Annotated in this window: 27 protein-coding genes and 1 tRNA gene; 18 read left to right on the plus strand and 10 right to left on the minus strand. The window is 67.1% G+C overall.

What is annotated here, in order from left to right:
* Positions 1-43 precede the first annotated feature (43 nt).
* A complete protein-coding gene (locus tag ACZ6SA_RS05725) occupies positions 44-760 on the plus strand; it encodes a class I SAM-dependent methyltransferase (RefSeq protein WP_465826800.1) in 717 nt (238 codons plus the stop codon).
* A gap of 47 nt (positions 761-807) precedes the next feature.
* Here the strand turns inward: ACZ6SA_RS05725 and ACZ6SA_RS05730 are convergent, their stop codons facing one another.
* Together ACZ6SA_RS05730 and ACZ6SA_RS05735 are read right to left on the minus strand one after the other, a co-directional pair.
* Positions 808-1,566: a hypothetical protein gene (locus tag ACZ6SA_RS05730; RefSeq protein ID WP_465826801.1), complete on the minus strand. Its 759-nt coding sequence runs from the start codon at positions 1,564-1,566 to the stop codon at positions 808-810.
* Positions 1,553-2,065, minus strand: a complete 513-nt coding sequence (locus tag ACZ6SA_RS05735; protein WP_443154591.1) for a SigE family RNA polymerase sigma factor — start codon at positions 2,063-2,065, stop codon at positions 1,553-1,555. The genes ACZ6SA_RS05730 and ACZ6SA_RS05735 overlap by 14 nt, the downstream gene beginning before the upstream one ends.
* A gap of 142 nt (positions 2,066-2,207) precedes the next feature.
* Here ACZ6SA_RS05735 and ACZ6SA_RS05740 point away from each other — a divergent pair, with 142 nt between their 5' ends.
* The 4 genes from ACZ6SA_RS05740 to ACZ6SA_RS05755 all read left to right on the plus strand — a co-directional run bounded on the left by ACZ6SA_RS05740 (position 2,208) and on the right by ACZ6SA_RS05755 (position 4,645).
* Entirely contained in the window at positions 2,208-3,104 is an 897-nt protein-coding gene (locus tag ACZ6SA_RS05740) for a hypothetical protein (RefSeq protein WP_443154590.1), read from the plus strand.
* Positions 3,105-3,272: 168 nt separating this feature from the next.
* Positions 3,273-3,671 (plus strand): ArsR/SmtB family transcription factor, encoded by a 399-nt coding sequence (locus ACZ6SA_RS05745; RefSeq protein ID WP_347649764.1) that lies wholly within the window; start codon positions 3,273-3,275, stop codon positions 3,669-3,671.
* The gene (locus tag ACZ6SA_RS05750) at positions 3,604-4,086 is read left to right on the plus strand and encodes an SRPBCC family protein (protein ID WP_465826803.1); all 483 of its coding nucleotides are present in this window, start codon (positions 3,604-3,606) and stop codon (positions 4,084-4,086) included. The genes ACZ6SA_RS05745 and ACZ6SA_RS05750 overlap by 68 nt, the downstream gene beginning before the upstream one ends.
* A complete protein-coding gene (locus ACZ6SA_RS05755; RefSeq protein ID WP_465826804.1) occupies positions 4,073-4,645 on the plus strand; it encodes a TIGR03086 family metal-binding protein in 573 nt (190 codons plus the stop codon). The genes ACZ6SA_RS05750 and ACZ6SA_RS05755 overlap by 14 nt, the downstream gene beginning before the upstream one ends.
* 98 nt (positions 4,646-4,743) lie before the next feature.
* Here ACZ6SA_RS05755 and ACZ6SA_RS05760 read toward each other — a convergent pair whose 3' ends face one another.
* Positions 4,744-5,373: a DJ-1/PfpI family protein gene (locus tag ACZ6SA_RS05760; RefSeq protein WP_347649767.1), complete on the minus strand. Its 630-nt coding sequence runs from the start codon at positions 5,371-5,373 to the stop codon at positions 4,744-4,746.
* A gap of 156 nt (positions 5,374-5,529) precedes the next feature.
* Here ACZ6SA_RS05760 and ACZ6SA_RS05765 point away from each other — a divergent pair, with 156 nt between their 5' ends.
* Both ACZ6SA_RS05765 and ACZ6SA_RS05770 read left to right on the plus strand, forming a co-directional pair.
* On the plus strand, positions 5,530-6,030 hold the full coding sequence (locus ACZ6SA_RS05765) for a SigE family RNA polymerase sigma factor (RefSeq protein ID WP_347649768.1): 501 nt from the start codon (positions 5,530-5,532) through the stop codon (positions 6,028-6,030).
* A complete protein-coding gene (locus tag ACZ6SA_RS05770; protein WP_465826806.1) occupies positions 6,027-6,893 on the plus strand; it encodes a hypothetical protein in 867 nt (288 codons plus the stop codon). The genes ACZ6SA_RS05765 and ACZ6SA_RS05770 overlap by 4 nt, the downstream gene beginning before the upstream one ends.
* Positions 6,894-7,505: 612 nt before the next feature.
* Here ACZ6SA_RS05770 and ACZ6SA_RS05775 read toward each other — a convergent pair.
* Positions 7,506-8,927, minus strand: coding sequence for an SNIPE associated domain-containing protein (locus ACZ6SA_RS05775; protein WP_465826807.1), 1,422 nt, complete (start codon positions 8,925-8,927; stop codon positions 7,506-7,508).
* Between the two features lie 417 nt (positions 8,928-9,344).
* Here ACZ6SA_RS05775 and ACZ6SA_RS05780 point away from each other — a divergent pair, with 417 nt between their 5' ends.
* Positions 9,345-9,734 (plus strand): hypothetical protein, encoded by a 390-nt coding sequence (locus ACZ6SA_RS05780; RefSeq protein WP_465826809.1) that lies wholly within the window; start codon positions 9,345-9,347, stop codon positions 9,732-9,734.
* Positions 9,735-9,961: 227 nt separating this feature from the next.
* On the opposite strand, the gene ACZ6SA_RS05785 is transcribed toward ACZ6SA_RS05780, so the two are convergent.
* Positions 9,962-10,774 (minus strand): helix-turn-helix transcriptional regulator, encoded by an 813-nt coding sequence (locus ACZ6SA_RS05785; protein WP_347649772.1) that lies wholly within the window; start codon positions 10,772-10,774, stop codon positions 9,962-9,964.
* A 202-nt stretch (positions 10,775-10,976) separates the two neighbouring features.
* On the opposite strand from ACZ6SA_RS05785, the gene ACZ6SA_RS05790 reads away from it, so the two are divergent.
* The 7 genes from ACZ6SA_RS05790 (at position 10,977) to ACZ6SA_RS05820 (ending at position 19,868) form a co-directional block, all read left to right on the plus strand.
* Positions 10,977-14,999, plus strand: a complete 4,023-nt coding sequence (locus ACZ6SA_RS05790) for a discoidin domain-containing protein (protein ID WP_465826811.1) — start codon at positions 10,977-10,979, stop codon at positions 14,997-14,999.
* A gap of 33 nt (positions 15,000-15,032) precedes the next feature.
* Positions 15,033-16,343 (plus strand): ABC transporter substrate-binding protein, encoded by a 1,311-nt coding sequence (locus ACZ6SA_RS05795; protein WP_465826812.1) that lies wholly within the window; start codon positions 15,033-15,035, stop codon positions 16,341-16,343.
* A complete protein-coding gene (locus ACZ6SA_RS05800) occupies positions 16,340-17,188 on the plus strand; it encodes a carbohydrate ABC transporter permease (RefSeq protein WP_465826814.1) in 849 nt (282 codons plus the stop codon). Before ACZ6SA_RS05795 ends, ACZ6SA_RS05800 begins: the two co-directional genes overlap by 4 nt.
* The gene (locus ACZ6SA_RS05805) at positions 17,189-17,977 is read left to right on the plus strand and encodes a carbohydrate ABC transporter permease (protein WP_465826815.1); all 789 of its coding nucleotides are present in this window, start codon (positions 17,189-17,191) and stop codon (positions 17,975-17,977) included.
* Positions 17,974-19,152, plus strand: coding sequence for a glycoside hydrolase family 99-like domain-containing protein (locus ACZ6SA_RS05810; RefSeq protein ID WP_465826817.1), 1,179 nt, complete (start codon positions 17,974-17,976; stop codon positions 19,150-19,152). The genes ACZ6SA_RS05805 and ACZ6SA_RS05810 overlap by 4 nt, the downstream gene beginning before the upstream one ends.
* Before the next feature lie 108 nt (positions 19,153-19,260).
* Positions 19,261-19,446 carry a hypothetical protein gene (locus tag ACZ6SA_RS05815; protein ID WP_465826819.1) on the plus strand — a complete coding sequence of 62 codons (186 nt, stop codon included), beginning with the start codon at positions 19,261-19,263 and terminating at the stop codon, positions 19,444-19,446.
* A gap of 104 nt (positions 19,447-19,550) precedes the next feature.
* Complete coding sequence (locus ACZ6SA_RS05820; RefSeq protein ID WP_347649779.1) at positions 19,551-19,868, plus strand: hypothetical protein; 318 nt, start codon at positions 19,551-19,553, stop codon at positions 19,866-19,868.
* Between the two features lie 195 nt (positions 19,869-20,063).
* Here ACZ6SA_RS05820 and ACZ6SA_RS05825 read toward each other — a convergent pair whose 3' ends face one another.
* From ACZ6SA_RS05825 to ACZ6SA_RS05840, 4 genes are all read right to left on the minus strand, one after another.
* A complete protein-coding gene (locus ACZ6SA_RS05825) occupies positions 20,064-20,759 on the minus strand; it encodes a DUF6461 domain-containing protein (protein ID WP_465826821.1) in 696 nt (231 codons plus the stop codon).
* A gap of 1,020 nt (positions 20,760-21,779) precedes the next feature.
* On the minus strand, positions 21,780-22,025 hold the full coding sequence (locus ACZ6SA_RS05830; protein WP_465826823.1) for a hypothetical protein: 246 nt from the start codon (positions 22,023-22,025) through the stop codon (positions 21,780-21,782).
* Positions 22,026-22,358, minus strand: coding sequence for a DUF6247 family protein (locus ACZ6SA_RS05835; RefSeq protein ID WP_465826824.1), 333 nt, complete (start codon positions 22,356-22,358; stop codon positions 22,026-22,028).
* Positions 22,359-22,449: 91 nt separating this feature from the next.
* Positions 22,450-22,523 (minus strand) — tRNA-Gly (locus ACZ6SA_RS05840).
* A 99-nt stretch (positions 22,524-22,622) separates the two neighbouring features.
* Between ACZ6SA_RS05840 and dcd the strand changes: the two genes are divergently transcribed.
* From dcd to ACZ6SA_RS05855, 3 genes are all read left to right on the plus strand, one after another.
* Positions 22,623-23,198 (plus strand): dCTP deaminase, encoded by a 576-nt coding sequence (gene dcd / locus ACZ6SA_RS05845; RefSeq protein WP_465826826.1) that lies wholly within the window; start codon positions 22,623-22,625, stop codon positions 23,196-23,198.
* Between the two features lie 251 nt (positions 23,199-23,449).
* Positions 23,450-24,067, plus strand: coding sequence for a DUF47 domain-containing protein (locus tag ACZ6SA_RS05850; RefSeq protein WP_106243913.1), 618 nt, complete (start codon positions 23,450-23,452; stop codon positions 24,065-24,067).
* Between the two features lie 5 nt (positions 24,068-24,072).
* Positions 24,073-25,077, plus strand: coding sequence for an inorganic phosphate transporter (locus tag ACZ6SA_RS05855; protein WP_347649156.1), 1,005 nt, complete (start codon positions 24,073-24,075; stop codon positions 25,075-25,077).
* A gap of 6 nt (positions 25,078-25,083) precedes the next feature.
* Here the strand turns inward: ACZ6SA_RS05855 and mshD are convergent, their stop codons facing one another.
* The gene (gene mshD, locus ACZ6SA_RS05860) at positions 25,084-26,010 is read right to left on the minus strand and encodes a mycothiol synthase (RefSeq protein ID WP_465826827.1); all 927 of its coding nucleotides are present in this window, start codon (positions 26,008-26,010) and stop codon (positions 25,084-25,086) included.
* Between the last annotated feature and the right edge of the window lie 52 nt (positions 26,011-26,062).

A 26,062-nucleotide genomic window follows, 5' to 3' on the forward strand; every position in this document is an offset into this window, starting at 1 on the left:
TCGCGCTGAGCCATGACCGGTCTTTCGCGTAGCGTTGCCTGCCATGACCGACTTCGTCTCCCTCCCCTTCTATGACCTGTTCCACGAGAACGGGCATGTGCCGGGCATCCGCGAGAAGCTCCCCTCGCTTCTCACGGGGGTCCGGCGGAGCATCCTGGAGATCGGTGCGGGCAGCGGCCTGATCACCACCTCGATAGCCGACTGGACACCGGCCGAGATCTTCGCGCTGGAGCCCTCGGCCGGGATGCGCGGGATGTTGCTGTCCCGGCTGAACGCCCGTCCGGAGTTGCTCAAGCGCGTGACCGTGCTGCCCTGTGACGCGCTGAGCGTGGACCTGGACGAGCCGGTCGAGGCCATGGTGATGATCAACGTGCTGTACGCCCTGGATCCGGAGTACCGCAGGCGGCTCTGGCCGGTGCTGGCGACCCAGCTGGAACCCGGCGGCCTCCTGGTCTTCACCTGGCGCGACGGCGGCCCGCCCGCGCCCGGCCCGCTCGAGGAACTGGAGTCGTGTCAGGTGGGCCGGCACACCTACACCGTCCTGTCGGAGATCACCGAGTCGGACGGGGAGAGGTGCGAGGCCCGCTACGTCTACCGGGTCACGGAGAACGACAAGGTCATCAGCGAGGAGGAGATCTCCGGCTACGCCTACCGGCCCGTACGGGACGTGATCGAGGCAGAACTGGCCGGCGCGGGGTTCGTCCGGGCGGACGCGCCTGACGGGCTCCTCGCCTGGCGGCTCGGGCTCCAGCAGTTCTGATCGATCGCGGCACCACCTCCTGATCACGTGTTACCGCCCGGCGGAGGTCAGAGGGTCGAGGTGAGCCCCTCCGCGATCTTCTTGAGCTCGGCGCTGACGGCCTCGGCGCCGGAGAACTCCTCGGCGTACACGGGACTGAACATGATCTCGGCGCGCTGCCGGTCGCCCATCCTGAGGAAGAGCGTGGGGGTGCCCTTCATGCCGTCCTCACCCACCTCCTGGATGACCAGGTAGCCGGTGCGGTCGCCGACGGTGATCTCCTCACCGTCGTCCTCGTCGCGGTACTGCTTGATCCGGTCGTCGACCTCCTGGACGGCCGCTTCCTCGTACATGTAGATCTGCACGCAGTAGAAGCCGTTCTTGTCGCCGTCGAAGTTGTACGAGGTCGTGTACCGGTCGCCGAAGTCCAGCGACCAGTTCGACCATTTCAGCCGCTCGGGCAGATAGCCCACCTTGACATGCCCGAACGCCTTCCCGTCGCCCAGGTCTCCGAAGTCCGGCGTCGGGGAGGGAGCCGGCGGGGTGTCGTCGATGGCGGGCGGCTCCAGCGTCGCGGAGGTCGTGGGCTCCGGCACCGCGGAGATCGCGGGCTCCGGCCGCCCGGTGGTGGCCACCGAGCCGACGGTCACGTACCCGATGGGCGCGGCGGCGATGACGGCGACCGACGCGGCCAGCGCCGCGGCCCTGGTCCTCTTCCGCTTGCCGCGGGAGGAGCGCATGACCCGCTCCGCCAGGTCGGGCGTGGCCTGCAGCCTCGCGGTCTCGTCCGCCATGATCCGGCGGATCTCCTCCTCAAGCGTGGGCATTCCTGATCACTCCTTCCACTGGTTCCCGGCCAAGCGCCGCGCGGAGCTTGGCCATGGCCTTCGACGCCTGGCTCTTGACGGTGCCGACCGAGCATCCGAGCACCTCGGCGGTCTGCGTCTCGCTGAGGTCCTCCCAGTACCGCAGGACGACCACCGCGCGCTGCCGGGGCGGCAGGGCGCGCAGCGCCTCCATCAGCACATGGCGCAGGTCGACGTCGGTCGCGCGGGCCGCTCTCTCCGGCGGGCTGTGCATCGGGATGATGTTGAGGATGGCTCGGCGGCGGGCGCGGCTGATGGCGGCGTTGATGATGACGCGGCGCACGTAGGGCTCGGGGCTGTCGTGGAGCACCCGGTCCCAGCTCCTGTACGTACGCTCCAGCGCTGTCTGCAGCAGGTCTTCGGCCTCTGTCTCGTCACCGCAGGCGAGGTAGGCGACCCGCAGCAGGCTCGTGGCGCGCGCGGCCACGAAGGCGCCGAAGTCGTGCTCCACGCCGCTCACGGCTGTCTGTCCGATTTCACGCCTCCTAATACGCCTCGGCCGGTCCAAGCGTTGCCCGTCGGCGAGGAAAGGTCCACGGGCAACCATTCGGGCGGTCCCAGGCGTATTGCAGATCGTCACATCGAATCCACGGAGGAACCCTATGAAGTTCGCGACCGCACCGATCCGGCGGCTGAGTTCCCTGGGCATCGGCCTGGCCGTGGGCGCCACCGCTCTCATGGGCGCGCCGGCGGCGGCCGCGGCGGCTCCGCCCGAGGGCGCCTACTGGCACTCTCGGGCGCTCATGACCACCACCCACGCCTGGCGGTTCGGCTCCAGGTCGGACCCCTATTCTCTGGTCCAGCGGCGGGTCACGGAATACTGGAACGCGCCCGACGGCAGGATGTGGATCGGGTTCCGCGAGCTCGGAACGCTGCCGAGGAGCGCGGCGGACAAGAAGGCGTGGCGGCGTGACGGCTCCCCGTCCAGGTGGAGCGAGTCGATCGACGGCAAGACCGTGAAGCTGTCCACCGAACCGGCCAAGGGCAGCGTGACCCCCGTACGGAATGAGAACTCGTTCCGGCTCGCGGGGCAGCGGCTGACGTACGACGAGGTGCAGCGCCTGCCCGCCGACCCGGACATCCTGAAGGACTGGCTCAAGAGGGCGGGCAAGGTCAGCCGCGTGCCGGACGGCGCCATCGACGGCTGGGTCACGAGCTCCCTGCCGGAGATCCTGCACTCCATACCCGCCCCGAAAGAGGTCCGCTCCGCCGCTTACCAGGCGCTGCTGACGATGCCGGGCGTCCGCGCCGGCGGCAACGCGAAGGACACCCTGGGCAGATCCGGCGCCGCAGTCGTGATCGACCGGACGAGCAAGGGAAAGAGCGGTACGAGCTCGGCCGAGATCAGGCTGATCGTCGACACCGGCACGATGGTGCTGCTGTCACGGGACCAGACGGTCACGCACAACGGCAAGACGATCGCGGGCAAGACGCACAACGAGACGCTGGTCAAGGTCGGCTGGACCAACTCCCAACCCGCAGTCCCAGCCCTGCCCTAGCACCCGGGCGGGCACCCGCGTTCAGCAGGAGCTCGTCTCCGAAGCCGGGTAGGGCCGCTTGTAGGAGGCGCGGCAAGGCGGGCACGAACAGCGCTTTCAACCTGGAGGTTGACGGCTGGGCGCCATCGGCCTACAGTTTCAACCACTGAGTTGAAAGTAGAGGAGCCGATGACCACGGACACGCTGTCGCGCGTCTTCGCCGCCCTCGCGGATCCCACGAGGCGTGACATGGTGGCCCGGCTCTCGGAGTGCGACGCGACCGTGAGCCAGCTCGCCGAGCCGTACCAGATGACGCTGCAGGCCGTCTACAAACACCTGCGGGTGCTGGAGGACGCCGGGCTCGTCAGCCGGCCGCACGGGCCGCAACCCAGGCCGGTGCGCTTGGAGGCCCAGGCCTTCGACCTGATGGACACCTGGATCGAGCGCCACCGCCGCCGCGTCGAGCAGCGCTACCGCCGCCTCGACGCCGTCCTCTCGGAAATGAACGGAGACCAACCACATGAGCACGACCAAGGAGACGGCCATCGAAGCCGACCCGGGGGTGCCGATCATCCGGACGACTCGTGACTTCGCGGCAACGCCCGAGCAGCTGTTCCGCGCCCACACCGATCCCGCGCTGTTCGTCCGGTGGGTCGGCCCCGACGACACGGCCACCCGGGTCGAGCACTGGGACGCGCACACCGGCGGCAGCTGGCGCTACGTCTCGGAGCACAACGGCACGGAATACGGGTTCCGCGGCTGCTTCCACGAGGTACGGCCGGACCGCATCGTGCAGACCTTCACCTTCGAGGGCGACCCCGACGGAGTCGCCCTGGAGACGTTGCGGTTCGAGGACCTGGGCGACGGCCGGACGCGGCTGCGGTCGCAGTCGCTGGTCGACAGCTTCGAGGGCCGCGACGCGTGGCTGCGCAGCGGTATGGAGGTCGGTGTCAGCGAAGGCTACGCCAAGCTGGAGAGGATGATCATCGATGGCTCTGTCTGACCACCCCGCCGAGCGACACCGGCAGATCGCCGGGCTGTTCACCGACCGGATCCGCGCCACCACGTCGTGGGACGTGCCGTCCCCGGTCGCCGGCTGGGCCGCCCGCGACATCGTCCGGCACCTGACCGAGTGGTTCCCCGGGTTCCTGGCCTCCGGCGCCGGCATCGAACTGCGCCGCGGACCCTCGGTGGACGAGGACCCGGTCGCCGCGTGGCACGTGCACAGCGACGCTGTGCAGGCGGTGCTGGACGATCCGGAGACCGAGCACCGCAAATTCACCAACCCGCACATCGGCACCCTGCCCCTGGCGACCGCGATCGGCCAGTTCTACACCGCTGACGTGTTCATGCACACCTGGGACCTGTCCAGGGCAACCGGTCAGGACGACCGGCTGGACCCCGGCTTCTGCGCCCAGCTCCTCGACGGGATGGAGCAGATGGAGGAGGTTCTCCGCTCCTCCGGCCAGTACGGCGCCCGGGTCGAGGTGCCCGCCGGCTCGGACGTACAGACCAGGCTGGTGGGCTTCATCGGCCGGGACCCGTTCTGGCAGGGACAGTGATCCGGACACCCTCCGCCTGACCGGACACCCTCCACCTGACCGGACGCTCTAAACCTGCCCGGACGCCGAAGCCACCGGCGTCCAGCGGCGAGCGCAGGTCAGCGGCTTCCGATCCCCCTGGCGAGAAGATCCTTGGCGGCCTGGGGCGCCTTGGCAGGGGAGCCCGCGTCGAAAGGTGGCTGAGGGTCGTACTCGATGGCGAGCTGGATCGACTCGGCCGTGGTCTGGTCAGCGATCCGCGCCGCCAGGGTGAGGGCCATATCGATGCCCGACGAGACCCCCGCAGCGGTCACGATCTTCTCCTGGAACACGACTCTCTCGGGGGTGTAGGCAGCTCCGTACGACTCCAGGACGTCGACTGCCGCCCAGTGCGTCGTCGCGGAGAGACCATCGAGCAGCCCCGCCGCGGCCAGCAGCAGTGAGCCTGTACAGACGGAGGTGGTCCAGACACTCCCTTCGTGCATTCGACGGATCCAGCCGAGGAGATCGTCGTCCTGGAGGAGGCCTCGAGCGCCTGGTCCCCCTGGAACGAGCAGCACATCGCAGGAGTCGACATCGGCGAACGCCGCGTCGGCGCTGATGGCCAGCCACTTGGGCACATCTCGCACCGGCCCCGGTTTCTCGGCGACGAACACGATCTCGGCGTCAGGGAGAAACTTGAGCACCTCGTACGGGCCGACTGCGTCAAGGGCCGTGAACCGATCAAACAGCGGAATGGCGATACGCACGATGACTCCTCCGGTCAGCTCGACAATGCTACGTCGGTGCCGTATTCCCTGTCGTTCCCGCGCGTGGAGCTGCCGCGCCACACCATGAACGCCTGTCATCCGAACGTGCCCGCCAGGTAGTAGTCATCGCCGGAGACGACGAGACGGAGATGACTGATGGACGACGGGTTCGCCGAGTACGTGGCGCACCGCCATCTACGGCTGTGCCGGATGGCGTACCTCCTTGCCCGTGACTGGGGCACGGCCGAGGACCTGGTGCAGACAGCGCTGGCCAAGGCCTGGGTGGCCTGGCGGCGGATCGAAGGCAACCCCGATCCGTACGTCTATCGCATCATCGTGAACACCCACGCCACCTGGTGGCGGCGGCTGTGGCGCGGCGAGCTGCCGGTCGAAACCCTGCCCGAGACGGCCGACCCGCATGACCACGCCGCCGCCGTGGACGACCAGGCGGCGCTGTGGAACGCCATCGGCACCCTGTCACCACGCCAGCGGGCGGTGATCATCCTGCACTACTTCGAAGGGCGGACGCTCACCCAGGTCGCCGACATGGTCGGCTGCTCGCTGGGCGCGGTCAAGAGCCAGCTCAGCAGGGCCCTGACCCGTCTCCGGGTCGATCCGGACATCCGCACCATGAACCTGGAGGAGCTCCACCGATGAGGCACACGGAGAGCAACCTGCGCACGCTCCTGGACAGGCACGCCCACGACACGACAGGGAGGGAACCGGTCCCCAACCTCGACGCCATCGTCCGCCGAGGCCGCCGGACGCGCCGGACCCGGCGCGCGCTGAGCGTCGGGGCGGCGCTCGCCGTCACCGCGACCGCCGCTGTCCTGCTGACGGGGCCCGTCCGGCCGGACCGGGCCGTGGTGGCCCAGCCGCCCAGCTCGGCGCGGATCGAGCCGCCCCCGGAACTGCCCGAGAGCTTCCCCGTTGTGCTGGGAGCCGAGAGGTTCGCCCTTTCCCTCATCCACTCCCAGCGCTTCGGTACGACGGGCGTCGGCCGGACCGTGACGTTCACACCGACAAGTCTCTCCACCGGCTACAAGGTGGTCTGCGCCGATCCCCAGGCCTGGGTCGTCGTCTCGATCTCGCACAAGGGCGGTGAAGCGGGCGGCACCTCCTGGCGATGCGGAGACGGAGTGGGCGGCCACCACGACCGGCTCTCCGCCCCCTCCGGCTGGCTCAAGGGCCCGCAGACGATACAGGTGTGGGTCTTCCCCGCCGACGCCCCCGTCGTCAAGGTCACCGAGGAGCTCGGCCGCTGCCGGCAGTTCACGAAGTCGCCGACGTGCGACGAGCGGGCGGCCGCGCGCGCCCTCTCCCGCCCGGACGTGCTCGAACGCCTCTCTGCGGAGGTCGGCGAGCGGCCCGGCGAGTGGGCGGTCGGCCTCTACGACCACCCGGCCGCCGCGACCCCGGCGACCCCTGACGCACCACGCCTGCACCCCGCAACCCGGAGGCAGATCAGCCCTACGCCACCAGGCAACCTGAACCGCACCAGAACCGCGGTCATGGCCTGAGGCCTCCGAGGAATACCCACAACACGCCTGCCTGGATGAGACCGGCCACATCAAGGGCAACTATCGCGGCAACTCCGCTCAGACCTATTCGAGCGACGAGATAACTTAACGGAAGAGTGAACAGGGCCTGTGCCATAATGAAGGAGTCTGGCACGCCGTTTTTCGACGTGAACCAGCCCACGATTCCAAGGAGCGCTACAAGCGTCGCGTAACTTGTCGCTATCCAGGTAGCCACAAACTATCCCTATCATTTTCTCTCTATGCTGTGGTTGACTTACTGGTACAGACCTCAGCTCTAAAACGAACGACAACCGCTCGGTACGGTGAGCCGTACTGAGGAACAAAGCACTGCTCACCGTTAACCCCCAGCGCTTGAGGGCGGCGACGAGCCGTGTCGTGGCCGATCGCAAGGGCTGCATCTGGAAGCAGCAGCGCGGCAACCCCGGCCGGTGCGCCGCAGAGCGTCTGGATCGCTCTTCTCGACGGTAAGGCTCGTTGTTCGGACACGACCGAAAGCGAGTCCAGGGGTACTGAACCGTCGTGTCTTGGAGCCGGTGGAGGGGCCGTGCAAAGCCCAGTCGGGCAGCCCTTCTACCAGAACTTCGCCTGGAGCTACGTTGACGAAGAGGTTTGTATCGCTCCAACCGACTGCCGCCATTCAAGAGCTTCGGCCGTGTCGCGGTACTCCAGAAGATGCTGGCCGGCGATCTTCTGCAGCAGATCGCGCACCTCGGCCGGGGTGGCACGGAAGAACTCCCGGCGCAAGTTCACCTTGTTGAGCCGCCGGTCGCTCAGCTCCGCGTGCAGCCGAGCCTCCAGCCCCACCGCATCCTCGCTGAAAATCAGCGCGTGTGTGTCGAACCTGAACGGTACTGAAGCATCGCCCAGCTCCCGCACGCGGTCTTCCGGCTCCAGCCGACGGGTCATTCCGATCTTCACGACGTTTTCACCGAATGCGCCGAGGTTGGAGATGACGTACACGTAGCCGGCCTTGATGTTGGCTTCGCGGGCCTCGACGTCCACGACCGCCGCGCCGATCTCCTCCAGTTTCGCTTTCAACTCGTCCACGCTCTCCGCGGACGCGGCACCGTTCTTCAGCAGTTTGGCCAGTGCCGACCGGTAGTGCGCCTCCTCCTTGCGCAGACGCGTTTTCTCCCGCTCGAACTCGCGGCGTGCGGCCTCCTCCTCACGCTGCAGCTCGCGTTGTGCCCTGATGAGTTCCTTCTCCTCCTCCTGTTTAGCCAGGTGGTCGGCTGTCAGCTCCAGTTCGTAGATACGGGTGCGGTGATAGTCGGGATGGACGTGGATATGCATCGTCCGCCCGAGCTTGACGATAGTCTCGACGGCCTTTTCCAGGCGGTCGATCGCCGACTGCAGTTTGTACGGGCGCATAGTCCGTACGCAATTATCAGCCTCGGCGTTGTAGGCGCGCAGCATCAACTTCGAGAAGTCACGCACCATCTTGCGCCCCTCAGCTGCTGACCCGTTCACCTGCCAGTGGGTGGCGCCGACGACGGCGCGTCCCGCTCGGGCCATCTCCTTGATGCGGGCCTTCACCTGCGCAAGCTGGCTCTTATAAGCCACAGCGTCGCTCAGTGGGTGCCGGTATTCGTAGACCCCCACCTCCTGGAGCAGAACGGTCTCCTCGGTTTGCACGATCCGTGTTTCCGTATCGCGCAGTCGCCGAGCGGCATCCTCGATGGCGCTTCGCAGCCCTGCGTGCTCTAAGTGCAGAGCCTCGGTCATCGCGGCGATGCGCATGGCGTCCATCCCCCCAAGGCGCTCCACCCATTGCCGTAGCTGGGCATTCTCCTCCTCCAGCCGCTTCTTACCGCCGAACAGGCCACCGCCCTTCCGTTCAGGTATCTGCGGTGTGCTCGGAGGCTCCGCCGACGGCGTCTCCTCATGAACCCAGAACTCCCAGCCGGCGGGAGCCGGTGGCCACGACGGATCCGGTCGCCATCCCTGCGGCGGCTTCCATCCGTGAGGCGGGACCGGCCAGCCTGGAGGAGAGTTGAACCGGTATTCGGGCATGGGCGCTCCTCAGGTGCACGCGACAAGCCATACACAAGTGAAATAGCCATGAGCGCCATCGGGGTTACAAGATTCCAGGTCAAGATCAAAACACAGGCAGTCCAGTCGAAAGGTACGGCCCGATCATCGAGGGCCTCAAACTGCCGGACCTGGACGACAGGCATGTGCTAGCTGCGGCCATCAAGGCGAACGCCCAGGCGATCGGGACGGCGACCCTACGGGACATCCCAGTCGCAACGCTGGTCCTCTGGAGTGCAGGGGCCAAGAGCCCTCCGTCGGCTGTGCCATCCTTTCGATACCTTCAACAACCATGCAGGCGGTGGCCTCCGAGGAGGCGATTGTCTTTCCCGGCTGTCACCGCCCCGCGAGTGTTCGGAGCCAAAGACTATGAATGGCCTGGCAAGAACCTGTGCAGCCTTGGCAGTGGGCATCTTCTTAGCTGGCGCAATGACCGGCTGCGGCGCGTTGTGCCAAGCGCGGGCGAAGCAGGACATCAACGAACTGAAGCGAATCGTTCCAGGTCTTCTCCCGAAAGCTGTTGCTGAGGCCGTCATGGAGGATGACGACTGCGAGTCCGGAAGTGGCGGGTTCCTTGTCTTCAGAGCACGCCGTACGATGACTAGCGAGCAGATATTCGAGAAGTTTCTCGCCAAGGGGTGGGATCGAATCGACGGACCACAGGATGGGTGCGCCCTTTGCGTCGACGGGCTCGACGGCGTAACTACCGAGCGGGACGGTCACACGGTCTACCTGAGGATCAGTGACTCGGAGGACGGCACGATGGATATCCTGGCGGCTTTTGCATGATGTGCGGCCCCGAGCGGCGCCCCGCGCTTCCCTGGCTCAGCCGATGACCGGCCAACGAGTCGAGCACGTGGGGGTCGGGTTGCCGAAGGAGAGGGAACGCTCGGCTGCGCCGGGCCGACAACGACTCCACGACAAACTTCGCTACACGGCCAGGCCCCTTTGTCGGATCCTCGCTGACCGGATGAAGGGGAACCGGATCTGCCGCTTCTCCCGCACCTGTCCCGCCCCTATGAGTGGACGGCACCGCCGTAGCGCCGGCGGAAGTCCCGGGGGGATATGCCGAAGACCTGGCGGAATCGGCGGCTGAGGTAGTTGGGGTCCGGCCAGCCGTACCGGCGGCCGATCTCGCTGATCGGGTCGTCGCTGTTGATGAGATCGGCGGCGACGTGCTCGGCGCGGAGCCGGGCGAGGTACGCGATCGGTGACATGCCGGTGGCCTGGAGGAACAATCTGGACAGGTGGGACGCCGACAGGTGAGACGCCTCGACGAGGTCGCCGAGGGTCCACTGTCTGGCCACGTCACATTCCAGCAGCCGCAGCGTGTCGGTGATCGCCGCGGGCAGTTGCGCGGGCTGCTGCTGATGGAGGGCGGGCCCGTCAGGCCCTGACGCCGTGGAGAGGGCGCCGAGTACGGCCGTCAGCAGGCCGACCCGCCTGGACGCGTACGTGATGCTGCCGGGCGCGTCGCGAGGTGGCACCTCGCGCAACCACCTGGTGACGTCTACCAGCGTGGGGTCGTCGAGTTGCCGTTCGACGACGCGACCCGGTGCGGGCGGCCTGATCAGGCTGCTGCATTCCGGCGAGTCGCGCAGCCACCGCAGGGCCGAGTGGAGCGACTCGGTGCCGAGGTAGATGTTCCACACCCGGAGTGCGCGGCAGTCACGCCAGCTGTGCCAATGGCCCGGCCTGAGCACCGCGCAGTATCCGCGGCCCACCGTACGGCTGGCCAGCTGGGTCTCGTGGCGTGCCTGGCCGCTCTCGACGACCACGATCTCGATGAACTCGTGGCTGTGCGGGCCGACCCCGGGGAGGCCGTCCATGAGTTCCGCGGCGACCGCCGGCCCCGACTCCGGCAGGGCCTGGCCTCGACGGTATCGGTTGATCGCGACTCCACTGGTCAGATCGTGCTATTTCAGGACGGGATCCTGCTAGCCCACGCACCACGATGTCAATAGCATGCGCGTTACGTGCAAGTTGGGGCCGAAAACCACCCTTTGGTCGGGCCCGAACAGGGAGGTCGCGGTGAAGACGCTCGGCTTACGGAGAAACCTGGCGCGCGTCGCGGCCGTGGTCGCGGTCGCGCTCGCCGTACCAGGTGGTGGTGCGAATGCCACGACGGTCACCGTGGAAGAGGCGCGAGAGAGCCCGGCCACGACCACCGACCTGATGGCGGCGGGCGGTCCCCTGGTGGCCACCGATGCGCTCGGCCGCCGGCTGAGCGATCACACCACCGCTCCCGCTCCGCGCCGCGACCGCTCGGTCGGCGTCTTCTACGTGCTGTGGCACGGCTCGAACGACATGCGTGACTACAAGAACGTCTTCGACAACAACGCCACGCTGGCCAAGGACCCGCTCGCCTGGAAGAGGCCGGACAGCGGAGCCTTCCCCGACCCCAACCATTTCGCTTACTGGGGCGAGCCGCTGTGGGGCTACTTCCGCAGCGACGACGCCTGGGTGGTGCGCCGCGACCTCCAACTCCTCGCCGCCGCCCATGTCGACTACCTGGTGCTCGACACCTCGAACTGGGAGATCTACAAGCCGCAGGCGATCCTGCTGATGCGGACGATCGTCGAACTGCAGGCCCAGGGCGTGCGGGCACCGCAGGTGGTCTTCATGACGCACACCGATTCCACCCGCAACATGGACGAGATCTACCGGACGTTCTACGCCGACGACGCGCCGCACCGGTATCCCAGCACGTGGTTCCGCTGGGACGGCAGGCCGTTGATCATGGGCAGCGACCCGTCCCGGACCGTCCAGGACTTCTTCACCTTCCGCTACGCTCAGTGGCCCAACGAGCCGCAGCAGCCCGCCGACGGCTGGGACTGGATCAGTTTCGACCGCCCGCAGCGTGGCAACCGTGACGCCGACGGAAACCTTGAGCAGATGGCCGTGTCCCCGGCACAGAACTCCGGCAGTTCGTCGATCTTCAGCTACACCGCGTGGTACGAGCTCGACGACAGGCCGTCGCTCAGCCGTAACTTCCATGACGGCGCGGAGGACGAGTCGCCCGGAGCGGAGCTCCACGGCCACAACTTCCAGGAACAGTGGGACCACGCGATCGCGCAAGATCCCGAGACGATCCTCGTCCTGGAGTGGAACGAATGGATCGCCGGAAACTGGGCGGCCGACCCGAAGAGTCCTCTCGTCTTCTACGACGTGGTCAACACCCGGTGGAGCCGCGACCTGGCGCCGATGGCCGGCGGCTACGGCGACAACTACTATCTGCAGCTGGTCGACAACATCCGCCGCTACAAGGGCGTCGATCCGCCGGCGGACACCGGCGCCGAGCGGACCATCGACCTGCGGCGCGGATTCGGCCAGTGGCGCGGGGTCTCCCCCGAGTACGCCGACCACCGGGGCGACACCGCGCCACGCGACCATCCCGGCACCGACGCGCGGACCTACGTCAACCGTACGGGCCGCAACGACATCGTCTCCGCCAAGGTCGCCAGGGACACCGCGAACGTCTACTTCTACGCCAGGACCGGCGAACACCTGACGCCGATCTCCGGCGGGAACTGGATGACGCTGTACCTGGACGTCGACTCCGGCAAGGCCAACGGCTGGTCCGGTTACGACCTGCGGGTGCGGTGGAGCGAAGCCGGCGGAGCCCGGCTCGAACGGTTCACCGGCGGCGGGTGGACGGCTGTCCGCTCGATCTCGTTCACGGCCGACGGCGGCGAGCTGATGCTCGCGGTGCCGCGGGCGGACCTCACCGCCGGCGCGGATCCGCTGCGGCTCGCTTTCAAGTGGTGGGACAACCAGCAGAGCGACGACCCTGCCGACGCGTACGTCTCCGGTGACGCCGCGCCTGACGGCCGGTTCGGCTACCTGTACGACACCGGCGACCATCCGAGCGCGCAGCCGCTCGACGGGCCGCCGGCCGTGGACAAGGCGCCGGCCAGGCCTTCCGGGTGGTACCGGATCGAGAACGACGACCGGACGACGGACTACGAGACCTCCGTGACGCCACACGCCAGTGACTGGGTGGTCGTGCCGGACCGGGCCGCCTCCGGCGGCTCCTACAGCTCCCTGTTCAACCCAGGAGGAGGGGCGAGCGGCTTCTACCGGACGTTCATCAGAGCCGGCTTCACCGGCAACGCCGTCCGCTGGGTCGCCCCGACAGGTCCGCAGGGCACCGAAGCCGAGGTGTTCGTCAACGGACTGTCGCAAGGGATGGTGAACCTGTACAGCTCGCAGCCGCGGTCCAGGCAGACCGTCTTCGAGGTACGTGGCCTGCCGGACGACTACCACGAGATCATGGTCGTGTTCCGGGCCCAGAGCGGGACCTACTACCACGACGCCTTCGAGTACGGCGTCGGCGCCGCCGGCCGTGGCGGCGGACCCGACCCGGCGACCCCGTCCGCGACCGCCTACGCCACCGCATCCTCCTTCTCCCCGGCGAGGTGGTTCGCCACCAACGCCGGCCAGGTGAACGACGGCCGCGTGGGGACGTACTGGCGGGGCACCAAGGAGTCGGGCGACTCCGTCACCCTCTCCTTCGGCAGGACGGTCAGGTTCGACCGGGTGGAAGTGGTGCCCAGAGCGGCCGGGGCGACCGTGACGTCGTTCGAGGTGCGCGTGCCCGACGGAGACGGATGGCGCGTCGTCCACCGTGGCGGGAAGCCGGCCGCCGGCGCCATCGACCTCGGCACGATCCGCGCCGACGCCCTCCAGTTGCTGGTCAAGGGAACGACCGGCGGACCTCCTGAGATCGCCGAACTCGAGGTCTCAGCGCATCGCGAATCTCCGCCGAAGCCATCCGGCACCTCGTGGGAGTTCGCGAACGGCGCCGACGGCTGGTCAGGCGCCGGGCTGAGCGGCGAGGTCGAGTGGTCGGAGCAGGGCACGATCGGCGGCGACCTCGGCGCCACGGAGTCGGTGTTGCGCTCCCCCGGCGATCTCCACGTCGATGCGGACAGGTTCCGGTCCGTCCTGGTCGAGATGAGCAACCGCACCGACGCGCGCGAGGCGTACATCGACTACACCGCGGTGACCCCCGACCATCGCACCGTGACCGGGCGCCGCACCTTCCGCCTGGCCCCGGGAACAGCAGCCAGAAGTCACGTCATCGACATGACGGACGCGCCGGGCTGGTCGGGAACGGTGCGCCAGGTCGGGGTCGGGATCTCGGCGGGGAAGGGCCGCCTGGACCTCGGACACGTGCGCCTCGCGCCGGACCACGCGGTGTACTCCGCGCACTTCGTCGAGGACGCGGAAGGATGGACCGCCGCAGGCATGACCTGGCAGCGGGACGGTTCGATCCGCCTGCCTGCCGATGGCGGCGCAGTGACCTCGCCCGCCGGTCTGCGTTCCGACCTCACCAACGCCGACACCGTGACCTTGCGGGTACGCAACGACTCGTCGGCACGCCGTGGCGTGATCCGCTTCACCACGGGGGCGGAACCCGAGGACGCGTCACGAGGCTCGGCCGAGTTCGAACTGACCGCGCACGACGACGCCTTCAAGACCTACCAGGTCACCATGGACGGTGTGCCCGGCTGGCAGGGCCTCCTGGACCGGCTGAGCGTGGAACTGGTCGGTGCGGCGAAGGGCGAGAACGTGTACCTGGACGCGGTACGGGTCGAACCTTTCGTCCTCACCACGCTCAACCCTCAGCGCTCGTGGACGTTCGACGAGAGCGCGGAAGGATGGGGCGAGCCCGGCCACATCGACGGATTCGCCTGGCGCGACGGCGGGGTCGGCGGCACGATCACCGGGCCTGACCCCCAGTTCTTCTCGCCGCACGGGTTGTGGGTGGACCTCACCGGCCTCAAGACCGTGGCGATCCGGATGGCCGTCGACACGACCGCGACGCACGGAACCCTCTACTTCACGACCGAGGCCGACTCCGGCTTCAGCGAGGCCAACAGCGTCAGGATCCCCCTCGATACCGGCGCCACCGGGCCGGTGACGTACCGGCTCGACATGAGCAAGGTCAGCGGCTGGAACGGCGTCCTGCGACAGATCCGGCTCGACCCCGAAGAGGGCGACAGCGGCGGAAGCTTCCACGTCGACAGCGTCGAACTGCTGGCCGGCTAGACCGCAGGCGTCCGCGCCCAAGAGGAGCACATCATGCCAAGGACAACACCCAGCAGCTTCAGGCTCGCCGTGACGGCCCTGGCCGTGGCACTGGCCGTGGCGGCCTGCGGCGGCTCCGGCTCGCCGCCAGGTGACACCACCGTCAAATGGTGGGCATGGAACGCCGGCGAGCACGAGAGGACGATCGCGGCGTTCGAGAAGGCGAACCCCGGGATCAAGGTCGAGTTCACCGCCTACTCCAACGCCGACTACCTGAACAACCTGCGCTCAGCACTCACGTCGGGCAAGGGACCGGACGTCCTGCAACTCGCACCCGGTGCCACCGTGGCCAACTACGGCGACCTCGTCGAGGACCTCGGGCCGCTCGCCGAGAAGCAGTGGGGCGACGGCTGGCGCGACAGGTTCAACGAGCTCGGTGTCGACCAGCTGGCCGCGAACGGCAGGCAGGCAGCGCTTCCCGCCTACATGAGCGCCGCCGGGCTGATCTACTACAACTCCGGCCTGTTGGAGAAGACCGGGACGAAGGTCCCCAAGGACCTGGCCGAGTGGAAGGCCACCTGCAAGACCATCAAGGCAGCCGGGTACGACTGCCTCGCGCATGGAGCCAAGGACGCCTGGGCGAACCTGGACGTCTACCTCTCGCTGATCAACAGCGTCAAGCCCGGCATCGTGTACGACGCCATCGCCGGCAAGGCCGACTGGACCGGCCCCGAGTTCCTCCAGGCCATGCAGGCGTGGCGGTCGCTGTTCACCGACGGCGTCATCTCCTCGGGCGCGACGGCGAAAGCGGAGTACCCCGACGCGTTCTCACCCTTCCTCGAAGGAAAAGCCGCGTTCATCGCGCTCGGCACGTGGAACACCCCAGGCACCATGACCAGGACCGGGCTCAAGGTCTCCCAGCAGACCGTGTCGGCACCGATCAAGAGCGTCTTCCTGTCCGCACCGTTCCCCGGCGCCGCCACCGGGCTGGCGCCCACCGCGGCCTTCGGCGGCCCGGACAACGGCTGGGCCATCAGCAGCCAGAGCGCGGACAGGGACGCCGCGTGGAAGCTGGTGTCCTTCCTCTCGGACACCGAGGGCCAGACCATCCAGGCGGCAGTCGGAAACTTCCCGGCGCTGCTGAGCGTGCCGGTGTCGACCTCGGATGTCGTCGACTCCAGCCAGGTGGACGACATCGAACGACAGCAGAAGACGCTCACCAGCCTGATCGGGTACCGGCAGATCCCCTACCCCGACCTCGAAACCGCGCTCGCCCGAGCGTTGTCGGAGGTGGCGGCGGGAACGGCCGAGCCCGCCGAAGCCCTCGCCGCGGTGCAGGGCGTGTCGTCCTCCCTCACCCGATGACGGCAAGGAACTGGGGCCCCTACCTCTACGCGCTACCCGCCCTCGTGCTCGTCTCCGGAGTCGTGCACTACGGAATCGCGGCGAACGCCATGTACTCGACGTGGGACTGGAACGGGGTGTCACCACGGCACACCGGGGTCGGCGTCGGCAACTACCTCGCGCTTGCCAGCGATCCCGTCTTCTGGACGGCGGCGCGCAACACCCTGCTGTTCGCCGTCGCGACCGTCGGGATCCAGATGGTCCTCGGGTTTCTCCTGGCCGTCCTCGTACGCACGCGGACGTCGGGCGGCGGGATCCTGCGAACCCTGATCTTCGTTCCGGTGGTGATCTCCCCGGCGATCGTGGCGACCTCCTTCCGGCTGCTGCTCTCGCCGGACGGGGAGGTGAACCAGTTGCTGGCCTTGGATCACGCCTGGCTGGCCGACCCCCGGACGGCGCTGATGACCATCATCGCGATCAACATCTGGCAGTACACGGGGTACAGCTTCGTCATCTACGACGCGGCGATCTCGCAGATCGACCCTTCCGTCATCGAGGCCGCCCGGCTCGACGGCGCCGGTACGGCACAGCTGCTTCGGCGCGTCGTCGCGCCGCTCGTCTCCGGTTCCCACCTCGTGCTCGTCGTGCTCGGAGTGATCAGCGCGCTCAAGACCTTCGACATCGTGTTCCTGACCACCGGCGGCGGTCCTGGTGTCGAGACGGAGTTCCTCAGCACGTACATCTACAAGCAGGTGATCAACCAGTTCCACGCCGGCTACGGCGCGGCGCTGTCGATGGTGCTGGTCCTGGTCGCGCTGCTGTTCGCGGTCCTTCAGGTCCGGCTCGCCCAGCGGGCGGTGAGCTGAGTGTTCGCCCAGCAATCGATCCTGGGGCGGGTCGTGAGCCAGATCGTGCTGGCGATCTGTGTCGTGATCCTCGCCGCCCCGATCGCCCTGATCGTCCGGCTGTCCTTCGGCGGGGAGGGCTGGCGCAACTTCGTGGTCATCGTCGGCACCACGCCGTTCCTCCGGTTCCTGTCGAACAGCCTCGTGATCGCCGTCGTGACCGTGGCGCTCGTCCTGATCATGGCCATGGCCGCCGCCTACGCGACATCCGTGCTCCGGCCCAGGGGCGCATCGCTGATCACCGTGCTCGTCCTCGCCGGCCTGTCCATGCCGGCGATCGCGCTGGCGGTGCCGGTGTTCTCTCTCGTCCAGACCTTCGGGCTGTTCGACACCTACTGGGCGGTGATCATCCCGTTGACGGCGTTGTCGATCCCGTTCGGAGTGCTCGTCGGCGGGAACTACATCCGCGCGATACCGGTCGAGATCTTCGAGGCCGCGAAACTCGACGGCAGCGGCTCGTTCAGGACCCTGGTGAGCATCGTGGTGCCGATCTGCCGCCCGGTGCTCTCGGTGATAGCAATTTTCAGCTTTCTCGCGGCATGGAACGAGTATCTGCTGCCGCTGCTCTTCCTCCAGGACGTTGATCTCAAGGTTGTGACCCAGGTGCCCACCTATTTCCAGAGCCAGCGACTCGTCGACACCCCCAAGGTCTTCGCGGCCAATGTCCTGATCAGCCTGCCCATCGTGGCCGTCTACCTGGCGCTGCAGCGGACCTTCCGCAGAGGTCTGACCGGCGGGGCCGTCAAATGACCGATCGGGCACGGCAGGCCGACCGCCCCAAGATCTTTGCGTACTACTTTCCCAACTACCACGCCGACTCGCGCAATGCCGCCTGGTTCGGCGAGGGCTGGGACGAGTGGCACCTGGTGCGCGCCGCTGTCCCCCGTTTTCCTGAGCACCTCCAGCCGAAGGTGCCGCTGCTCGGCCACCAGGACGAAGCCGACCCCGCGGTCGCCCAGTCCTCCATCGAACTCGCCGACCGGTTCGGGATCGACGGGTTCATCTTCGACTATTACTGGTACGACGACGGCCCCTACCTCCAGCGAGCGCTCGATGAAGGATTCCTCGGGGCGCCGAACCCGGAGCGGGTCGAGTTCTCGCTGATGTGGGCGAACCACGACCTGCTCGACATCTTTCCGCGGCGGGACCTCACCACGATGCCCCGCACGCTGAAGCGGGGTGCGATCGGCCGTGCCGCCTTCGAGCGGATGGCACGACATGTGGTCGACCGCTATTTCTGGCGGCCGCACTACACCCGCGTCCACGGACGGCCACGCTTCTCGATCTACGAGGTGGGTGCGCTGATCCGCGGCTTGGGCGGCGTCAGGGAGGCCGCCGACGCACTGAACTGGTTCGACGGACTCGCGCGCGAGTCCGGCCATCCGGGCGTGCATTTCGACGCCGTGGTCTGGGGGTTCGCGGTGCTTCCCGCGGAGATTCCGATCGCCGCGCCCGAGAAGCTGATTCGGGAGCTGGGATTCAGGTCGGCGAGCTCCTACGTCTGGATCCACCACGCGGATTCGGCCCAGCACCCCTTCCCTTTCGCCGACACCTGGCGTGAGGTCGCCGCCGCCGCGTTCCTGGAGTACGACGGCTACAGGAAACGGTTGGGTGTCCCGTTCCACCCGAACGCCACCGCGGGCTGGGACGCCTCCGCCCGGGTCGCGGCCGAGGCCGAATTCTCCCGTGACGACCTGCCGTACACACCGGTCTGGCAGGCCACCCCGGCCGACTTCGAACACGGCCTCCGCCTGGCGAAGAGCTTCATCTCAGCGTCCGGGTACGACTACCGCGAACTGACGATCAACGCGTGGAACGAGTGGACCGAGGGGTCCTACCTCCTCCCCGACGAGGTCGACGGGTTCGCTCGGCTCGAAGCCGTCCTGCGCGTGTTCGGGCCGCGGGCGAACCGCGGATCTCCTTGAGGGCGAACAGCACCAGCCGGCACGGGGCGCACGCGCTGGGACCCATCACCGCAACTGTTGGCGTCGCCCTCACGGAAGGCGGCGACGCGGTCCTGTCATGATCATCAGATGTTCGAGGCCGTGGAGCTTCCGACGTGGATGGGTGCGGACATGGCGCAAGGGATGGTGGCTGTCGGATTCCTCTTCCCGGACAGCCGAGTGACGATCTACAACGCTCTCGATGAGAACGGCATGGAGTTCACAGACCCTGATCAGCGGTACGCGCGCCAGAAGCTCGGCGCGCAGTGCCCATGACCCACTGGCGAGACTTGTCACCCCCGGCGATCGGAGCGGGTGACGAGAATAGAATCCGCGCTGTCAGCTTGTGATGATCGCTTGCCCATGCCTATGTGTTCGGAGTGAGTCGTGATTCCGATGTAGGCGAACGTCTCGAACCTGTTGCGGCGAAGATGGGCTCGGCAGGTGGCAAAGCGAGCCACATCACACTGCTCATTGTCCTGGGCGCGATCCCTCTTCTGCTTGCCAACTGGTTCATCGTTGCCATGATCCTTGGGCACGACTGCGCCTTTTCCTATGAGGGCGGCAACATAACGGAGTGTGTTGGCGGGTTTTCCGAGGAAGAGACGACCGCCGCGTCGGGGCTGGTCGCGCTGGTGCTACTTGTCATCCAGATGGGGCTGATCATCCTGGTGCGCCGACGCACCCGCGGATCGTAGTGAGGCCGCATTGTCGGCGGCTTGAAACCGAACCTACGGATCACGAGCGGTTCGTGCCGTTCCGGGCAGGCCAATGCAGGCCAGGAGGGGTGCGCGGTCGCTCAGGAACGCCTCTGGAGGGCGTGGAACCGCAACTAGAACCGCAACTGGGCACCCTGCAATAGGAGCGGCCTGAACTTGGGCATCGGCAGGCTGTCAAGCAAGCTCTGGAAATGCGTCCGCGGGGCTCGCGTAGTAGCGAGCGATGGATGCTCGGTGAGGCAAGGCCCCGGGCTGGAGGTGGCGGGGCTCCAGCCGAACACCGGTACGTCGTTCGGCGAGCGCCAAAGCTCCCTCGATGTAAGGCGGGAAGATGTCGGGGTCCGGGTCGAGGTCCCAGAGCATGCCCAGTTCTTCGAGGTCCCGTTTGAGCCGTTCGGGGTCGGTGCTGTCGCTCCAGTGGGCGTACATCGGGTCAAGGCGCTCGATGACGTCGCCGTCTACGGCATGGACGAAGTGGGAGTGATAGTTGACGTTGCGCTCAACGCTGGCGATCGACGTACCTCGCGAGAGGGTGTGCACCACTTCGCGCAAGATCCCTGCATGGCCGTGCTCCACCATGATCGATCCACCGGGAGCACAGCCGACTTCGACGGTTGCGGGACCTTCCTGTTCGGGGTCCTCGATGAGTCCCAGTCGGTTCAGCACCTCTCCAGGCGCGAGGCCGGCGATGAAGGTGAGGCAAAACGCCGCCGGCGCCCATGGAGACTGACTCCACCATCCGTAGACGTCCGTGGTCGCTGCACGTTCACCGGCGACGATCACCGATCCCTCGGAGCGATGGTTTGTTCCGTCGGTGACCGGATCGGCAGGAAGTCGGTGACCGCAGTCTTCTTCCGTCTCGTCGTACAAGGCCAGATGCGTGGGACACGGCCACATACGACAGGTGGGACAGGTCTGAATGTGATCGAACGTGCAGTCGTCGCAGCCGCGGGGCTTTCGCGTGCTCCTGACATGGCGAGAGCATGGGCGCAGCTGGAGAATCGTGCCCGGCTGGTGGAGGGCATCGACCCGAGCGACAGCTTGCCCGGCCTTCTCTGAGAATTCCGGCACAGAGACCTCTCGATAGTCCGAAGGGGCGTAGACGAGCCTTGCCGATTATCGTGGGCGACGCGAATGTCCACACCATCGGCCATGACGGAGGCCACGCCCCCACTCGTGCTTACGACACGCGCGATTGAGCAGGCCCTCGGCCCTGGACTCACCGGGTTCCGACCGGCGACGATCTACCAGCACGCGGTCAGAGGAGCCGGTGAGGCGATCACCAACATCGACGATCGGCAACTCGAAGCACGCGACCGGCAGGATGATCACGAGCTAATAGCCCGTGGCCTGCGAAGATCGAACCAGTCCGGAAACAGTCACGGCGTCGCGCGGGCATGGGCCAGGAGCGCGCCGAAGTCGGTGTCGGCGGAGATGACGATCCGGCCATCCACAGCAGCGAGTTACATGAGCGTGGTGTCGGGCGCGCTCGTTACCTGGAGATCGCGTACATGGACGGCGTCGTGGCCGCTTCGGTCAGCAGCTCAGCGCTCGGGGCGAGGTCTCATCGACCAGGAAGTTCACGCTGGCTCTCGGAGACGGTAGAAGTGGACATTCGTGGACGCCGCTGCGTACTCAAGCGCCTGCGCTTGTCAGGTTCGACGGTGATCCGATCGAAGTTCATGGCGTCTCCCTCTCCTGCCGATACTGCCAGGTTCGATTCCCGTCACCCGCTCCACATGCGATGCCGTCGTCATGATGACGCCGCATTACCTCCTACGCGGTGTCTCGGTCGCGTGCTGCTGGCCGACCTGCCAAGGGTTGAGTGACCGTGAATTCCCGTGACTCCCCATTGATCGCTCTGCGAACGGGGACGCAACGGGCACGAACCTATGGCCATTCGATGCGAACAAGATAGACCTCGCGCTGCCGGTCCAGGACCATATAGGTGGCGAGACCACGTTCTCCGAACGCGTGCGTAAGCATGTTCGCCCTGGGGTTCTTGAAGTTGTACGGGTCTCCACTCCAAGGAGCGGTCTCCGGCAGCGCGAACAGTTCCGCGAGCGGATGCAGTGCGTGATCGGGTAGCGCAGCGATCTGTTCCTCGGCTACGGGATCGATGTTGAGCTTGAACACCTAGACATCGATCCCACGAGCAGCAAGGATCTCCCGCCACGGTCTCCCCTGAGGAACGGGTTCGCCGGCAAGGGCCTGCTGGGCGCGGACGTGCATCTGACGGCGCCCCTCGGGATCCTTTGCGGTGTCACACGCGGAGATCCACCAACGGTGGACGAAAGCGTTCAGCGCCCCAAGATCCAGGCTGACCCTGACCTCGTCGAGCACGGTCTTGAGTCCGAAGTCGAAAGCTTCGCGATCTTCGGGGACGACCAGCGCGGCACGGATGGCCCGCAGGTTCTTCTCAGGCAGAGGCGCGCCGACGGAGATGAAGTCCTGCGGTTGTGCGGTCATGCCCGCTCCCTTCCTTGTCCTCTAGAGACTACAGAGGAGGGGCGACATCCTTCACGCACACACGAGAGATGGTCCTGCCACAGTATGAAGGTGGAGCGGGTGACGGGAATCGAACCCGCGCTGTCAGCTTGGGAAGCTGATGTTCTGCCATTGAACTACACCCGCGTGCGACCCGAAGTCGCGTCCCCCACTGTAGCGGAAACTTGCCCCGGATCAGCAATCCCCGCCCCGCAGACTTTCACCTCGGACGGTAGGTTGCTCTGCGTGCTGCTATCCGACCGTGACATCCTCGCCGAGATCGACGCCGGCCGGCTCGTCCTCGATCCTTTCGACCAGGACATGATCCAGCCGTCCAGCATCGATGTGCGGCTTGACCGGTTCTTCCGGGTGTTCGAGAACCATCGTTACCCTCACATCGACCCGTCCGTGGAGCAGCCGGATCTTACGCGGATGGTGGAGCCGGCCGGGGACGAGCCGTTCATCTTGCATCCTGGGGAGTTCGTGCTGGCGTCCACGTACGAGATGATCACGCTGTCCGATGATCTGGCGTCGCGGCTGGAGGGCAAGAGCTCGCTCGGCCGGCTGGGGTTGCTGACGCATTCGACGGCGGGGTTCATCGATCCGGGGTTCAGCGGGCACGTGACGTTGGAACTGTCGAACGTGGCGACGTTGCCGATCAAGTTGTGGCCGGGGATGAAGATCGGGCAGTTGTGCGTGTTCAGGCTCAGCTCTCCTGCCGAGCATCCGTACGGGTCCGACAAGTACGGGTCGCGCTATCAGGGGCAGCGGGGGCCGACGCCGTCACGATCGTTCCGCAACTTCCATCGGACCAAGATCTAATCAAAGGTGAACATCAGATGAACAGTCGGGGAACATGTCGGTACACGTGATGGGGGCACCCCGGGTCGAGGCGATCCGGACGGGCCGTTTAAGGTCAGCTGGAGCTGCAAAAAGCGCCCAAACTACCGGGGTTTCCGGTGTCATACAACCTGCTCCGGGTAGCCATTAGGCGAAGGGGACATGAAGTTCGTATTTCGCCTGGCTACCCGTACCCTCTTCCACGGACCATCCCCGCACATCTGGAGAACGACGTGCGCCTGCGTCTCACGCCACGTGAGGACAGCTACTACGACCTGTTCGCCGACTCGGCGAACAATCTGGTCACCGCATCCCGGCTACTGGTAGAAATCATCAGCGACGGATCGGACAGGGAGGCCCTGGCCGAGAAGATGCGTGCCTGCGAGCACGCCGGCGATGAACGCACTCACGCGATCATGAACCGGCTCAACGAGAGCTTCATCACCCCCTTCGACCGCGAGGACATCTACCGGCTCGCCTCCAACCTCGATGACGTGATGGACGCCATGGAGGCGGCCTCCGACCTCATCGTGCTGTATCAGATCGACCACCTGCCCAAAGACGTCGTCAGGCAGGTCGAGGTGCTGGAGCGGGCCGCGGAGCTGACCGCGGAGGCCATGCCGCGGCTGCGTTCGATGAAGAACCTCAACGAGTACTGGATCGAGGTCAATCGCCTGGAGAACCAGGGTGACCAGGTCTACCGGAGGTTGCTGGCCAAGTTGTTCAGCGGCGAGTACGACGCCCTCACGGTCATGAAGATGAAGGAGGTCGTCGACGCTCTCGAAGAGGCCGCCGACGCCTTCGAGCACGTGGCCAACACCGTCGAGTCGATCGCGGTCAAGGAAAGCTAAGCCCGGTGGACCTCACGCTCGGCCTCGTCATCGGCGTGGTCGTCATCGCACTGGCCTTCGACTACACCAACGGGTTCCACGACGCGGCGAACGCCATCGCGACCTCCGTCTCGACCCGGGCCCTCACCCCCAGGGCCGCGCTGTTCATGGCGGCGGCCATGAACTTCATCGGCGCCCACCTGGGCACCCAGGTCGCGCAGACGGTCGGCAAAGGCATCATCGACGCGCCTGACGGTTCGCACGGTCTGGTCATCGTGGCCTCGGCGCTCATCGGCGCGATCGTCTGGAACCTGATCACCTGGTATTTCGGCCTGCCCTCTTCCTCCAGTCACGCGCTCATCGGCGGCCTGGTGGGCTCGGCGCTGGCCTCGGCCAGCGTGGTGCACTGGGACGGCGTCCTGGAGAAGGTCGTCATTCCGATGATCTTCTCGCCCCTGGTCGGCTTCAGCCTCGCCGCCGCGATCATGATCGCAATTTATTGGATCTTCCGCAACAGCCAGCCGGGCAAGACCAACCGCGGCTTCCGCTACGCGCAGACCGTCTCGGCCGCCGCCATGGCGCTCGGGCACGGGCTGCAGGACGCGCAGAAGACGATGGGTGTGATCTTCCTGGCCCTGACGGTCGGCGGTTTCGCCGAGCAGGACGACCCGATCCCCCAGTGGGTCATCCTGGCCGCCGCGGGGGCGATCTCGCTGGGCACGTACGCCGGCGGCTGGCGCATCATGCGTACGCTGGGCCGGCGCATCATCGCGCTCGACCCGCCCCAGGGCTTCGCCGCGGAGTCGGCGGCGGCGACCGTGCTCTACGGGGCCGCCATCGGGTTCGGGGCGCCTATCTCCACCACGCACACGATCACGTCAGCGATCATGGGAGTGGGGGCCACCAAGCGGCTCAGCGCCGTGCGGTGGGGGGTCGCGGGCAACATCGTGACGGCGTGGATCCTCACCATTCCGGCGGCGGCCCTCGTGGCGTCCGTCTCCTACTTCGTCCTTCACGCGATCGTGGAGTAGGCGCCTCTAGGAACCCGGCGCGCCGGCCTCGGGAGCCGCGTACATCACGTCCACGTCCCACCGGTTGAAGCCGAGGGACTCGTACAACCTGATCGCCGCCGTGTTGGCCTCGTCCACGTACAACATCGCCTGGGCGAGGCCGCGCGCGCGGAGGTGGTGCAGGCCGGCCAGGGTGAGGGCCTTGCCAAGGCCGGTGCCCTGCTGCGCGGGGTCGACGCCGACGACGTACACCTCGCCCAGGGGCTCGTGGCCGTGCTCGGACGAGCCGTGCACCTTCGTCCAGTGGAAGCCGGCCAGCCGGTCGCCGTGGAAGGCCAGGAAGAAACCCTCGGGGTCGAACCAGGGCTCCTGCTCGCGCCGCAGCAGATCGTCCATCGTCCACGCGCCCTGCTCGGGGTGGTGGGCGAAGGCCGCGGCGTTGACCTTGAGCCACGCCTCCTCGTCCCGGCCGGGCACGAACGTGCGCAGGGTGAGGCCCGGTGGCAGGGCGAGAGGGTCCAGCGGGGCGAACAGGGAGCGGCGCATCTGCCAGAGCGAGCGCACCCGCTCGAAGCCGAACGCGGCCGCCAGCGCCCCCGCCCCCGGATGCCCTCCGTGGGCCCACAGGCGCGGCCGGCCTCCCGTCAGCTCCATCACGGACGTCAGCAGCCGCGCGCCGTTCCCGCGCCGGCGGTGGGCGGGGTGGACGACGAGTTCCACGCTGGGGCCCTCGACCTCGTCGGTGGGGTCGACGTGGGCGTAGCCCGCCAGGGCGCCGTCCTCCATGAGCAGGAGGGAGCGGGCCTGCGGGTCGCCGCCGTAACGCAGGTGGAGCATCACGTGTTCGTTGAGCGGCCGCACGCCGTCGGTCTCCGTCGCCGCCCGGACCAGGCCGAGCACGTCAGCGATCTCCTGGTCATCGAGCACCTGCTGAACTTCCACGTGCACACTCACAGAACGCACTCTAGGCCTATGACTGGCAAATAACGCCATGGGACGACCCGGC

Source organism: Nonomuraea sp. NPDC049378 (genome assembly GCF_055586745.1).